We start from the raw sequence: 13831 nt of genomic DNA on the forward strand, positions 1-13831 counted from the left end.
CCTGGCTCGCTTCGTTGCGAATGCTACTTGAATAGAACTTCAAGCTGAGACTTTGTTATTTCGTCGGCGGGATCGAAAGCATCACCGTTCATGTAGTTATGAATTGCGTTTCGCAAAGCTGCAGCCACGGGTCGTCGATCAAGATCTTTTTCGATGTCGAGCGTGCAAACAAAGAGCTTGCCGCGACCAATTTTTGCTTCCCACAGAATCGCTGGAAGCGCGTTGCGGTTGAACTTGTCGATGAACCTCATGATCGGAAGCGAACGCCCTTGGGCGACTTCAGTCATGTCGACCGATGTCGATTCTGACAACAGCTCCCACCACTGCCAATTCGTATGGCTGTCCGTCGGGAATCGATCGAAAACCGGATGATCGTTTTTGATGATGGTGCCGTGTGTCGGCGACTGTTTCGGAAAGTGAAGCGGGCTCCAGAAAACCGGCACGAATCGACCGTCGATTGGATGACGAATTGATTCTCGCTGTGGCAAGAGAAGCACAGACTCACCACGTTCCAATGCCTGCAACATCTCCGAACCGAGCTGATTGAAAACTTTGACCTCCTGAACCCGTTCTCGTTCACCAGGATACACCCAAACCGACCAGCGGTTTTCGAGGTCTCGTTCCGGACAAAGGACAGAAATTTCCAGCTGGCTTGGACGAGTTATCTTGCCAAGAGCAAATTCGATTTGGCCAATGTCAATCGCATTGCCGATAGCAATGTCCACGCCTGACCACTGCTTTTGAAACAGTGTTTCGTCTTGCCGCTTGATGATGCACATCCAGTCCGTGTCCTGCATCGGCTTTGCACCAAAATGCCCAACCTGAACTTTCGCACGCAAGGTCTCCGACGCAGTAAAGCTACGTTTCTCGAGCCGTAACAACGGAACACTGACGCTGCAAAAGTCACGGAACGTTTCAGGTTCTACCAGTCCTTTCGAATCCCAGAACGCATCCAGAATCCCAACGGTTGCCGTGCCCTGGCCAGAGAAATCCTGCAGACTGAGCAACTGAAATCCATCCTGGCCGGGAGTGCGGATCGCTCGTTCAATCTCTTCCTTGTAAAGCGTTAACGCAAGCTTTCCAGAATTGTGTGTCGCAAGTTTGGCGTCAGACACCCGGCCTTGCGATTCAAGATTCGCTTGAATGGCTTCCAGAGCCAACGGCCGAAGGTTGCCATCGTACTTTCCAATCTCTTCAAGGTTCGGGAACACAGAATACTGGCCAATTTCGTGACTGATCAACGGCTGCGAAACGGGAGAGACTCCGGCATTGAAATCGCCAACAGTCTCTGGCGCGTTCTGATTAAAAAATCCCTGGCCTCGCACCCAACCGGACTCCGTTCGCTGCGAAACGAAGAACTGGTCCTGTGGCCCCGGAACTCTACCCCGTCTTGAAAACGAAAACGAAGTGCTGGTCATCAGGATGTGTTCCGCTTTGGTTCGAAAGCCTGACAACATCTGATCCATCAGTTTGAAATCACCTTTAAGCTCGTTCCCCAAACTAAAAAACATAAACGACGGATGATGGGAATAGCTGTGAAAGATGCGTTCGCCTTCCGTTTGAAAAAAGCGATTGACTTGCGGGTCCTGTCCCATTTGGTTGGTCCAGCAAGGCAGTTCGACCTGCAAGTAAATGCCCAACCGATCTGCCGCAGCGAAGGCGGCTTCGGGCGGACACCATGAGTGAAACCGAACGTGATTCAGGCCATAAGACTTCGCGACTTTGAATTGCCTGGTCCACGACTCCACGTCGGTCGGCGGGTACCCTGTTTTTGGAAAGATGCAGCAGTCCAGCGTGCCGCGCATAAAGCTTCGTCGTCCGTTGATCAGGATTTGCGAGTCTTCAACAGCGAGCTTTCGAAAGCCAGTCGTCACGGCGACTTGTTGCGCGTCCAATTCGCAAACGACTTCGTACAAGTGTGGTGAAAATTCAGACCAGAGCTGCAAATCCTTCGCAGGAACCTCGACGTTGACGGTTTGACGCCCCGCAGGAATCTCCCGGCTCAAATCGATCTGTGTCTCAGACTTTGACGATTGCGTTGAACGCACTTTCACGGACAACGGCAGCGACACCGTTTCGCCAGTTCGATTGTCGACCTCAACGGAGACTCGAATGGCATTTCCTACCGGAGTGGGCGTCACACTCAATCGCTCAATCGATACCGAGGGCTTGGCACTGAGCTGTATTTTACCGATCAACCCGTTCCAAATCGTTTGGGTTTCCTCAGTGTAAGCATGGCTAAGAGTGCCCATCGGAACTTGCTCGCGATTGTCGACACGCACAACGATCTGGTTCTTTCCAGCGCGTAGAACATTGGCAGCCGAAAACTGATGAGCAGTCGACAGCGACGATTGCGTCCCGAGGCACACGCCGTTGACCCACACTTTTGACTCCCACAAAACACGCTCCAGAGTCAGCGTGGCATCGCGATCGGTGAAGGTTTCGGGCAGTTCAAACTCTCGCTGATACCACGCCGCACCCAGATAGCTTCGACGTTGATGCAGATGCTGATAGGCTTTCGGCAGCCGAACGATCTCCGCATCCAACGGCTTTCCCAATCCAGCTTCCGTGCAAATTCCAGGCAGTTCAATTTCCGTTCCGGTGAACCCGTCGAACCACTGCTCCTGTTCGCCACGGTCGTCGGGATCTAACTTGACGGACCAACGCCCCGCCAAATCGATGGGATCCACAGGCTCACTGGCCGCCAAAATCAGCGGCAGCCAACTCAACGCGATGACTGCGAGAACGAGTTCAACGATGCGGGATTTCATAATTCCAACTTTGCCTCCAGCATTTCAAGCGACTTTCCTTTCGTCTCCGGCAGCACGAAAAACATCAGGACCGCACCTGTCAGGCAGATCGCACTGTAGAGCCAAAACGTACTGGCGATTCCCATCGCTACGCTCATTGGTTTAAACGTGATTGTGAGCAGAAAACATGCGACCCAAAGCGCTGACACGCTCCAGCTCAACATTTGACTTCGATGTTCAATCGGAAACAGTTCCGAAAGTAGAACCCAGGTGATGGGCGCCAACGTCGCTGCGTAAATGGAGATTGAAACTAAAAGAAGCAGCAGAAAAATGACGCCAGCCTGCTGGCTGAAAAACAGGAAACCCAAAATGGAAAACGCAACGAACAAGCCCATCGCTCCGCCAATCATCAAGGTCCGCCTGCCGATTCGGTCCACCCAACGCATCGCCAATATCGTGAACAGCAGATTTACAGTTCCCGTTAAAACGATACTGAACATCAACTCGCCGAGCGCGAAATTGGCCGCTTGAAAAATTTCATCCGCGTAATTGAACACAATATTGATACCGCACCACTGCTGAAAGACAGCCAAAAATACGCCCAACCACAATCTCGCACGATGGACAGGGCGTTGGTCAATTTTGACGCTGGACCGTTGGTCGAAAATGTTTGAAATTTCCTGCAGCGTAGCATGTGCATCACGGCCAACAAGTTTGTTCAGAATCGACTCCGCTTGTTCCTTGCGACCATTCATGTAGAGCCATCGAGGAGATTTTGGAAGCATGAAGCCCAGCCCAAACAGCAGCACGGCGGGCACCGATTCCGCTGCGAACATCCACCGCCACCCTGCTTGCCCAGCCCACGTTTTACCGACCGCTGCATCCGTGTATTCGATTGGAACGGGCGAAGATTGATAGATGCACAGGTTGACGATCTGAGCCAGAAGAATGCCAACCACAATCGCCAATTGGTACACCGCGACCAGTGAACCCCGGTGTCGCGCCGGAGAAATCTCGGCGATGTAGAGTGGTGAAATTCCAGACGCGATGCCAATCCCGATTCCCCCGAAAACTCTCGAGCTTACAAAGCTCCAATACTCTCCGCTGACCGCGGTCCAAAGCGATGACGAAAGAAAAACTAACCCGGCAACAACCAGCAAGTTCCTCCGCCCCCAACGCTGTGCAAGTTTTCCGGAACTCAATGCTCCCAACAAACATCCAACCAACGCGGAGCTGACCGCAAAACCGGATGCCCAAGCTTGCTCGGAACCCGACAGTCCGAAGTACGGTTCGTAGAAGGGCTTTGCACCCGAGATCACGACCCAGTCGTAGCCGAATAGCAACCCACCAAGCGACGCGATCGCAGTGCATTGCAGCACGTAGGGCAGGTTACTCAAAACGCTTGTCCCGGCTTTGTTCGCGTTTGCCCTGTTCGCGTTTTATCACAGAAACCTATCCCATTTCGATGTTGTCGCCGCACACTAAACGACCTGAAAGCGAAGTCAGCTCGCCAGAACCGGGGATTTCCGGCTGCCGGCTGACTTGAATAAGCGACTATTTGATCTGAAAAAACTGTCGGGCAAATGTACTTAAACCGCCCAATGATGGATTATCTTCTTCTTATTGACCTGATCCCGAACACTATGAATAAAATTCGGGTGCAGATTTCCCGCTACCAAATCGTCCTATTTTAATGTGCGGATCCGCCCAACGGGCACGCAGAGCGAAAAGAGATTCAATTGCGAGTTCGAGAAGGTTTTCCGAATCAGCGTCTGGTCGTTTTGCCGGCCAACATCATTCAGCGATGCCGCCAGTTGCCTCTGGTGAGTCAGCTTTACGTGACGGATATCGGGGCGTATCCGACGGCTCCATTTCACTATGTGAAAAGAGAACAAGGCATCTCTCAGGTGGTAGTTATCGGCTGCCTTTCCGGGCTTGGCGAAGTAGAGATCGAAGGGGAGTCGCATCGTGTGCTGCCTGGTCATGTGCTACTGATTCCGCCCAACACGCCTCACATCTATAAAGCTGACCCAGTCGATCCGTGGTCAATTTTCTGGATCCATTTCGGCGGTCTGCAAATTGACGCCAGTTTGCAAACGCTGAACGTCAACCGTCAACGTCCGCTCGTTTTCGTGCCGGATATCGGCAAAGTCAAAGCGACTTTCGAAGACGTTTACGCGTGCCTGAATTATCACTATAGCGACAGTGGACTACAGGCAATGTCCGCGGAGTTGCTTCGACTGCTCAGCCACATTCGATTGCTGCGCGGTCGCAGTGAGCCTCGTCATCAATCGGCAGATGCCAAAATTGTGGAAACGATAGAGTTCATGGCCGAGCACTTGAATATGCCGATCAAGCTTAAAGACCTTGCCGCGCATTCGGGTCATTCGGTCAGCTACTTTAGCAAGTTGTTCAAGCTTCGAACGGGTCAGTCGCCACAGAACTATTTCATTCAGCTAAAAGTTCAAAAGGCGTGTCAACTTCTCGACGATACGGATATGTCGATTCTTGAAATTTCGGCACAGCTCGGATACGAAGACCCATACTATTTCAGTCGGCTATTCAAAAAAATCCAGGGCCACTCTCCGGCGAACTACCGGAAGATGATCAAAGGTTAGGACTTACCGTTCCCGACAACGGCTGACCTCGAAAGGCACCGGTTTCATCGCGTTCCATTCGATCGCCCAACGTGACTTCGGTCGATTTCTCGCGCTGAAGAGCCGATTAAAGAGCCGATAGGCCTCCAGTGCTCATGACGAGATTCACGACGCGGCTGAAGTAAAATGTGCCGCAGCGTGCGCCAATTTGATGCGCGAATCGCGAAGCCGTTCAAAGCAAATACTGCTACGATTTGATTCGCCCCAAAACCGATAGAGACTCGGTCATTCACAGGGCGCCGAGAGCCGTAATGTCGTTGCCGATCGCTCTTCTTGCGTCAAACGACTTAATATCAACTCAATCATCGAGCTTCCAGAACATGAAAATTTGGCCCCAACGAATCTTGCTGCTTGTTCTCTGTGTGTTGCTGTTCGCACCAGTTTCGACCGGCGCAACCAACGTGGGAAACGGCAAGCCGAACATCATCCTGGTCATGGCAGACGATCAGGGCTGGGGCGACACGGGCTACAACGGTCACCCTTTTGTGCAAACACCAACGCTTGATTCGATGGCAGACAATGCTTTCGTGCTGGATCGTTTTTACGCGGCGGCTCCAGTGTGCTCTCCCACCCGAGCTTCGGTCATGACGGGCCGAGCTCCTGTCAGAACCAAAGTCACCAACCACGGACGGTACATGCGTCCTCACGAACAAACGCTTGGCGAGACTTTGAAAGCTGCCGGTTACGTGACGGGCTTTTTCGGCAAGTTTCATTTGGGTTCGGGGCAGCGTGATTCGCCTTGCAATCCAACCGGCATGGGATTTGACGAATGGTCGATGGGATTGAACTTTTTTGACAATGATCCGTTCCTGAGTCGAAATGGAAAGATCGAACATCGGAAAGGGAAGGGCTCCGTGCTGGCGGTCGACGACACGATCGAGTTTCTTAACAAGCACAAGCATGGAGAGCATCCGCTGTTTGCCGTGGTCTGGTTTCCGTCACCGCATGATCCGCACCAGGAAGTTCCGGACGGTGAGTCACTTTACGATGGCAAGAAGCACGCGGGATACTATCGGGAAATCACGTTGCTCGATCAGCAACTTGGACGATTGCGTGCGGAACTGAAAAAGAATGGAATCTCCGAGAACACGATTCTCTGGTACTGCAGCGACAACGGTGGACTCGTTGAAGAAACTTCTGGCGGACGCGGCAGAAAAGGAAGCATCTACGATGGCGGTCTACGCGTACCTTCCATCATCGAGTGGCCTGCCCGAAAACTAAAAGGAAGATCGGAGGTTCCGGCATGGACATGTGACATCTATCCGACCGTGTTGGCGATGGCAGGCGTTGAGCACGACGCTCCTCACCCGCTCGACGGAATTGACATCAGCAACATCTTGTTCGACAACGCCACGACGCGAGAAAAACCGATGGGTTTTTGGCACAAGTTGCAGGACGGGCAAACGACCTGGAACGACCGAATTCTAAAATCCGTGATGGAAAAGCAGAAAGCAAACGCACCGTTGCCTCACAACGAGCATCGCATTCGCAAAGACGTCGATGAGTTCCCTCAGTTTGCTGAAGATACTTCCAAAGGTCATGCTGCGTGGATCGCATGGCCGTGGAAGCTCCATCGAATCAATGGCAACACGTTTGAGCTGTACAACCTGACCGACGATCCGAACGAGGCCACTGACCTTTCCGCCGAACCCGCACATCAAGACCGTCTGGTCGATTTGAAAGCGGAGCTGAACACCTGGATGAGGTCTGTGATTGGCAGCCTCAACGGGCATGACTATGTGAACGTCGGCGCCGACGCGTCCCGTGAAATTGAACCGTTCATCGCCGACTACAGTACGTTGGCTTTCTACCCAAAACGTTGGAAGGAAGCGGGCATCGACTTTGAGATGTTGGCGTGGGAAGGCGAAGATGTCGTTCTCCTGACAAAGAAGGGTGAATACGACGCTGCGGAAATAACAGCTTTCGTCAAACGCCTCGATGATGGCTGGACGTGCTATGCAGAGCTAGTCGGTCGAAAGCCTCGTCGATTCAAAACGATCAACGACAAAGCAGTGATATGCGCACTCCCAAAATCAGACCTTTCTTGTGGATACGGCTGTGGGTTTGTCGGCGCAACCGGGATCGAAGCTTCCGCTTTCTATCGCGTTGACTTGCCGAACTTTCGCAAAAACCCGAACAGTTTCCAGGACTACTATTTCTACGAAATGGGCCGCAATTACTTCGTGTTTGGAGACCGGCATTCGCTGTTTACAACCGGGTACGCGGTGTTTATGCGTTACGTTTGCATGGATCGACTTGAGCTCGATGGTCGCAATTCTCAGACTCGTCGAACGATTGAAAGTTGCGAGGTGATCTACGCGAATTCCGACATCAAGTTCTTCGACGCGTTCACCAATCTGGGATCTGGCGAAAAGAGCAATCGACTCAAGGATACAGCCGGACGGGCCATCAGTCCGAGCGACCAGCCTGTCATGTACGCGACCGCGATGTTGAAATTGCGGCGCGATTTCGGTGGTGACGAATGGGTCAAAACGTTCTATCACACGCTTCGCAAATGCCGACGGTCGAAAGCCACCGACATCAAGTCGGCCAAAACCCAAGCCTTCAACTGGCTGGTATGTGCCTCCGTCGCCGCAAAAAAGGATCTCACATTTATCTTTGCCGATCGTTGGCGAATGCCAATGACCGCGAATCAACGCAGCATCATGAAGGAACAGGATTGGTCAGCAGCAGACCCGGCAGTTGCTGAACTTGTGGCTGACCTGATTGCCGACAAACCTCTTGATTAACCTCGAAACGCCGCCTGGCAGGTGGACCTATCCAACACACAGCGCGAAAGAATCAATGACGAAGAAAATCTGGCATGTCGGAAATTGGTGCATCCACACGGGCAACGAGTATATCGAATCTCCGTTTCTCTCTGCGAAGAAGAACGTTGAAGTGCTCAACTACGGCCGTCCGATCGTTGAAGCTGTACAGACGATCGAAGGAGCAGAAGTCGTCAGCCAACCATCATGGGAACTTTATAAGTTGTCCCCCGAGGAATTTGAGTCCCGTCTCGACTGGGCGACCACGATCATTTTTGGCGACGTGGAAACGAAGTGCATGATGCTGCATCCAGATTTCTTCAACCGGGCCAGGTGGGAAACCGGATACGTAACTTTTCCTGATCGGTTTAACGTTCTGCGACGCTGGATCGATGCCGGCGGTCACTTTCACATGAATGGAGGCTGGTATTCGTTTTCAGGTCAGCTTGGGAAAGGTGGCTGGGGGCGAAGCCTTCTCGCAGACGTCTTGCCCGTTGAATGCCTTCAGACAGACGACCTGTTCGAATCGACCGAAAGTTTTCCAATCCAGGTCAATCAGCCAAATCATCCGGCGTTGGCTGGCATTGACTTTAGCACATTGCCTCCGTTGCTGGGATTCAATGAGACGCGACCGCGTGAAGGTTGCGAAACGATCGTCGATATCCAGTTCGCCGGGAAGTGGTATCCACTTTTTGCATCGATGAATGTTGGAAGCGGGCGGGTCACCGCATGGACCACCGGCGCGAGTCCGCATTGGGGAATCAATTTTGTGAAATGGCCGCAGTACAATCAGTTCTGGAAACAGGTTTTTGCTGCAGAGTACTGATTGATTGCGCTGTATTCGGCGAACTGAACTTGTTGAGCAAACAGATATCACTGTTGCGGATGGTCACGGACTTTCAGTTTTTTGACGTCACATTTCCCACGCGAACCCGCTTTCCTTTTCCGATCGAACCCACAATTTTTCAATGACTGCTTTGTCGTAGGCATAAGGTTCCAACGTGCCTTTGCCGACCGGCCCGACAAACTCCATACGACCGGTGGGGCCGTAAAACGCCCGCTGTTCCAGGCCATCTTCTGTAGCACACATGACTTCCGGATAAGCGCCTTTCTCGGCACTTTGAACCATCGGCGACATCATCATGAGTCGCCAAATGACCTTCGTCACAAAGCCACCGCTTGTGCTGATGAGAGACGTTGCCGATGACCCGGGATGGCAGACATAGACTTCGACTTTCTTACCGGCTGCCTTGATTTTGTCCTGCAACTCATAGGCGAACATCATCTGCGCCAGTTTACTTTGGCTGTATGCAGGATTGGCGCTATAGTTCTGGTCCCAGTTCATATCGCCAAACTTGATCGTTCTCAGTCCCATCTTGTAGCCAAGACTTGAAACGACAACGATGCGACCTGCTGATTCTTTGATGCGACTGAAAAGCGCGCCGCACAAAACGAAATGCCCGTAGTGATTGGTGCCAAGCTGGCTTTCAAAACCGTCAACGGTAAGCTTTTGCGAGGGAACTTGAGCGATGGCGGCATTGCAGATCAAGGCGTCGATATGCGGGACTGTTTCCAACACTTTGGCCGCGGCTTCGCGCACACTCGCCAGCACCGCGAGATCCATGTGAACGAAAGACACGTCGGCATTAGCGCCGAATTCCTGCTTTAGCTGCGCAATCGCAGCGGTTGACTTGTCCGGGTTGCGGTTCAGCATCACAACCTTGGCTCCTTTCGAAAGCAGGATCCGACTGGCCTCAAACCCCGTACCCGAGTTGGCACCGGTAATGATATATGTCTTGCCGGCAAGAGATCCCAATCGCTCCGGCGTCCAGCCTTGCTTTCCAAATGTTCTATCTGCCACTTTCTTTCTCCCACCAGCGTTGCCTGGCTGTTTGAATTTTTGATTAAACCGAAAGCGCTTCATGCCATTTCCTCGCCCGGAAACAAAGAATTGACCGTTGACTTGAAAAACGCCGAACCGCGAACTACGATTACCTACTGACAGTCGCTTATTAATCGACCAGTGGTAATTTTTAATCGACCACTGGTAGGCTGTCAACGGCGATTGGAATACTCGGAAAAATTGATGGCTACCCAAAAGAAGAAAACCTGGAAACGCGCCCGAAACCCGGAGCAAAAGGCTGAGAGAGTCGACGCCATTCTGGAGGCTGCAGGAGTGCTGCTCGAAGCGGACGGCCTCGATGGCACAGGCCTTAATGCGATTGCAAGGCAGGCTGGCCTTTCAAAACCCAACCTCTACGTCTATTTCGAAAGTAGAGAAGCGATTCTACTTCGGCTATTGCTGAACGAAGTCAGCTTATGGTCCAAGTCGCTCAAGAAAAAACTGGAACAGGTAGACGAGCCGGGCGACGTCGACGCTGTGGCTCAGGCGTTTGCTGATTCTCTGGCCAGACGCCGTCGGTTTTGCGTGTTGTTTGGAGCCATGGCATCGACGCTCGAGCACAATGTCGAGTTTGAAACGGTTGTCGAGTTCAAGAAGGAATTCCTCGCAATCGTACAACCCGCGGTAGTGGCTTTGGCGACAGCGATGCCGCCGATTTCGGAAGACGATGCGTTGGAGATTCTCGCCCTCCTGGTCATGTCCGCCGTCGGGATGTGGCCTCACTGCCATCCTTCCCCGGTCGTCAAAAGCGTGCTCGCACAGCCGGAGTTTTCCAGCCGAAAACTTGATTTTAAAGCGTCAACGTTTGATCTGGCATCTAATTATCTTCGAGGTTTCATGTCAAGCTTGTAGAGCCGAACTGTCTTCGTGCGACTTGCTTCGACCAAACCGGCGGCGTAAACTTCCCCAACTTTCATCTCGATTCTATTCGCCACCGAGGACCGTATGGCTTCCGGGTTAACAGTGAAGCATTTCAAGGTTCATGGTTCTGCGGATGACAGGATTACGGTGCATCAATGGGAGTCGGTCGAACACACTTGGCCGAATCATTCGCACCCTGAATACAAGCTGGGCGTTTCCGAAGGCGGGACGGGAACGTTTTTCTATCGTGGCCAACAATACTTCACCGGACCGGGAAAGCTGCTTGTCATTCATCCCAACGAAGTGCACTCGTGCACAGCGACAGGTGCGTGGCGATATCTTTATGCGGCCCCGAACGTCGTCGCAAAAATCGTCAGGACGTTTGACCGCAACGGTGACATCGAACCGTTGCTGCTGCCTCCGGTGATCGACGACACGCAACTTGTGGATCTCGTTTTGCAGGCTCACCGGGCGATGGACGAAGGAGATCCGCAGCTGGATCAGGAATCAGCCTTCTATGAGGCCATCTGCGAGCTGTTGGTCCGGCACGCATCGTTGCCGGACACTCCGAAGAAGCTTGGACGTGCCAACATTCGTAAAGTCAAAGAAAATCTGGAAGCGAAATTTCGCGAGAACGTCTCGCTTCAGGAGCTCGCCAAGCTGGCTGGCACCTCCGCCCCATATCTAAGCCGCGTTTTCTCCAAAGAGGTCGGCATTCCCATCCAGACCTATCTCTCTCAGATCCGGGTTCGTCACGCGCAGCAGATGCTGATGGCCGGTGAGACACTTTCCAACGTCGCCTACGCTGCGGGCTTCTCGGACCAGTCGCACTTCACGCGACATTTCAAACGATTCATCGGCGTCGCGCCGGGAGCGTACTCCAGGGCGGTGAATCCGTCGCGCAACACCTGAAATGCCGCATTTCATTGCCGAAGCCGCCCGAGCCTGGCTCTGCCTTCCCGGCAAACTTTGGCCCGGCGACAGGGCTTTTTCCTTGAGTTGCTTTCTCTTGCCAGCGCGCAAGATCGTTCAAGAAGCGTCCCGGGCGCCTCCCTAAACTCATGGCATGGAAGGGCTGCATGTCAGCCCCGCCTGCTGAGGCACAGGCCTAAACGAAAACTCTTCTACAACACAAACAGGAACATTCGATGAACCTTGAACTCAACGATAAAACAGCTTTGGTCACTGCATCAACTGGCGGCATCGGTCTGGCGATCTCGACTCGCCTGGCGGCAGAAGGAGCAACCACCATCATCAACGGTCGCAGTGAATCGAGCGTTAACAAAGCCATCGAAACCATCCGCAAAAGCAATCCAGATGCCGATCTGCTCGGGCTCGTGTCCGACAACGGGACGGCTGAAGGCGTTGCACGAACCATCGCCGAACATCCGCAGATCGATATCCTGATCAACAATCTGGGAATATTCGAAGCGGTGGATTTTTTCGACCTGACGGACGAAGCGTGGCAGCACATCTTTGACGTCAATGTGATGAGCGGCGTGCGTCTTGCGCGGCATTATCTAAAACAGATGTTGGAGCAGAACACCGGACGCATCATCTTCATCAGCAGCGAATCCGGCGTCGTGCCCGCTCCGGAAATGCCTCACTACGCGATGACCAAGACGGCACAACTTGCCATCTCCCGCAGTCTGGCTCAACTGACCAAAGGAAGCTCAGTCACGGTCAACACCGTGATGCCTGGGTCGACGTTGACTCCAGGCGTAAAAGAGTTCGTCGGGAATCTGTTCCCTGACGAAGCATACGAATCGGCTGAGAAACGATTCATGGCAGACAATCGGCCGACTTCGCTGATCCAAAGATTGATCCAACCGGAGGAGATCGCCAACATGGTCGCGTTTGTTGCCAGCCCACTGGCATCAGCCATCAACGGAGCACCCATACGAGTCGACGGAGGACTCATTCCAACGATCGCGTAAAATGATTCGGCAGAAACGCTGAGATAGATACTGGAGCCGCTGAGTCAGTTACGTCGATAGAAATCGACGTGGGATCAGCGGCATCTTGCATTGGAACGGCTGAGGGCATGATCATGATGCGGCAGCTGAAGCGATTTGCTGGCCGCTTGTCGAACGAACCATTCGAATGAATACGGTTAAGCACGGCGGTCACGTACCGCGGATCGTCTTTGGAAGGATTGATCCCGGGAAATGATGAGGCAAACGATGTACTGCCTGCTCTCGACGAAGTCCCCATGGCTCTTGAAGCTCGACTAAAGACATCGTTCGGTTACTGCTCGACAACCGGGCAGATCCCAATATCCGCAGCCAAGATGAAGGGGTGGGGCATGAAGGTGAAACGGCATTGCTTCAAGCAGCCTTTCGGGGGCGTTTGGAGATTGCCAAAATGCTTATCAACAGCGGGGCAAGCGTAAATGCAGAATCAGCCCGTGGCGTTATCGCTTTACGTAAGGCAGCACGTATGCAACACGTCGAACTGGCCCATATGCTTCTGAAACATAAAGCGGAAGTGAATGCAAAGGATGACAGTGGTAAGACTCCGCTCGACTGGGCCGGTCTGCATAGTCGGACTGCTGAAATGTTGAAGTTGTTGCAAAATCACGGTGCGATTTCCGGAAAGCCACAATGCCAATCCGAGCCCTGGACCAAAAAGAAGAAAAGCCTCAGGAAAAACCGTGTTTCCCAAAGCTTTCGATAGTCGGGCTGACTGGATTTGAACCAGCGACCTCTACACCCCCAGTGTAGCGCGCTACCAACTGCGCTACAGCCCGATGGCAAGATTGTAACTTCATTCTGGCAGTCGGCAACAGCCAGGTGGCGACTTCGAATCGAGAGTTTCGAACGCAAAACGCCAAGCCACTGGGCGTGGCAGATCTTGACTCGATGGCGAAACAAATCCCCTTCAGCTAAGATC

Annotated in this window: 10 protein-coding genes and 1 tRNA gene; 7 read left to right on the forward strand and 4 right to left on the reverse strand. The window is 52.8% G+C overall.

What is annotated here, in order from left to right:
• Positions 1-23: 23 nt before the first annotated feature.
• Together MFFC18_RS15500 and MFFC18_RS15505 are read right to left on the reverse strand one after the other, a co-directional pair.
• On the reverse strand, positions 24-2771 hold the full coding sequence (locus MFFC18_RS15500) for a sugar-binding domain-containing protein (protein ID WP_075082100.1): 2748 nt from the start codon (positions 2769-2771) through the stop codon (positions 24-26).
• Positions 2768-4147: a sugar porter family MFS transporter gene (locus MFFC18_RS15505; RefSeq protein ID WP_075082099.1), complete on the reverse strand. Its 1380-nt coding sequence runs from the start codon at positions 4145-4147 to the stop codon at positions 2768-2770. The genes MFFC18_RS15500 and MFFC18_RS15505 overlap by 4 nt, the downstream gene beginning before the upstream one ends.
• A gap of 342 nt (positions 4148-4489) precedes the next feature.
• Between MFFC18_RS15505 and MFFC18_RS15510 the strand changes: the two genes are divergently transcribed.
• The 3 genes from MFFC18_RS15510 to MFFC18_RS15520 all read left to right on the forward strand — a co-directional run bounded on the left by MFFC18_RS15510 (position 4490) and on the right by MFFC18_RS15520 (position 9001).
• Complete coding sequence (locus MFFC18_RS15510; protein ID WP_084416755.1) at positions 4490-5368, forward strand: AraC family transcriptional regulator; 879 nt, start codon at positions 4490-4492, stop codon at positions 5366-5368.
• A 359-nt stretch (positions 5369-5727) separates the two neighbouring features.
• Complete coding sequence (locus tag MFFC18_RS15515; protein ID WP_084416770.1) at positions 5728-8157, forward strand: sulfatase-like hydrolase/transferase; 2430 nt, start codon at positions 5728-5730, stop codon at positions 8155-8157.
• Positions 8158-8212: 55 nt separating this feature from the next.
• Complete coding sequence (locus MFFC18_RS15520; protein WP_075082190.1) at positions 8213-9001, forward strand: glutamine amidotransferase; 789 nt, start codon at positions 8213-8215, stop codon at positions 8999-9001.
• A gap of 87 nt (positions 9002-9088) precedes the next feature.
• On the opposite strand, the gene MFFC18_RS15525 is transcribed toward MFFC18_RS15520, so the two are convergent.
• Entirely contained in the window at positions 9089-10036 is a 948-nt protein-coding gene (locus tag MFFC18_RS15525; RefSeq protein WP_075082189.1) for an SDR family oxidoreductase, read from the reverse strand.
• A gap of 225 nt (positions 10037-10261) precedes the next feature.
• Between MFFC18_RS15525 and MFFC18_RS15530 the strand changes: the two genes are divergently transcribed.
• The 4 genes from MFFC18_RS15530 to MFFC18_RS15545 all read left to right on the forward strand — a co-directional run bounded on the left by MFFC18_RS15530 (position 10262) and on the right by MFFC18_RS15545 (position 13615).
• Positions 10262-10930 carry a TetR/AcrR family transcriptional regulator gene (locus MFFC18_RS15530; protein ID WP_075082188.1) on the forward strand — a complete coding sequence of 223 codons (669 nt, stop codon included), beginning with the start codon at positions 10262-10264 and terminating at the stop codon, positions 10928-10930.
• Positions 10931-11041: 111 nt separating this feature from the next.
• Entirely contained in the window at positions 11042-11851 is an 810-nt protein-coding gene (locus MFFC18_RS15535; RefSeq protein WP_075082187.1) for an AraC family transcriptional regulator, read from the forward strand.
• 236 nt (positions 11852-12087) lie between these two features.
• The gene (locus tag MFFC18_RS15540; protein WP_075082097.1) at positions 12088-12876 is read left to right on the forward strand and encodes an SDR family NAD(P)-dependent oxidoreductase; all 789 of its coding nucleotides are present in this window, start codon (positions 12088-12090) and stop codon (positions 12874-12876) included.
• Positions 12877-13177: 301 nt separating this feature from the next.
• Positions 13178-13615: an ankyrin repeat domain-containing protein gene (locus MFFC18_RS15545; protein WP_084416753.1), complete on the forward strand. Its 438-nt coding sequence runs from the start codon at positions 13178-13180 to the stop codon at positions 13613-13615.
• On the opposite strand, the gene MFFC18_RS15550 is transcribed toward MFFC18_RS15545, so the two are convergent.
• Positions 13616-13688: transfer RNA gene (locus MFFC18_RS15550), tRNA-Pro, on the reverse strand.
• Positions 13689-13831 lie beyond the last annotated feature (143 nt).

The sequence above is a fragment of the Mariniblastus fucicola genome (genome assembly GCF_008087665.1).
Classification (GTDB): domain Bacteria; phylum Planctomycetota; class Planctomycetia; order Pirellulales; family Pirellulaceae; genus Mariniblastus; species Mariniblastus fucicola.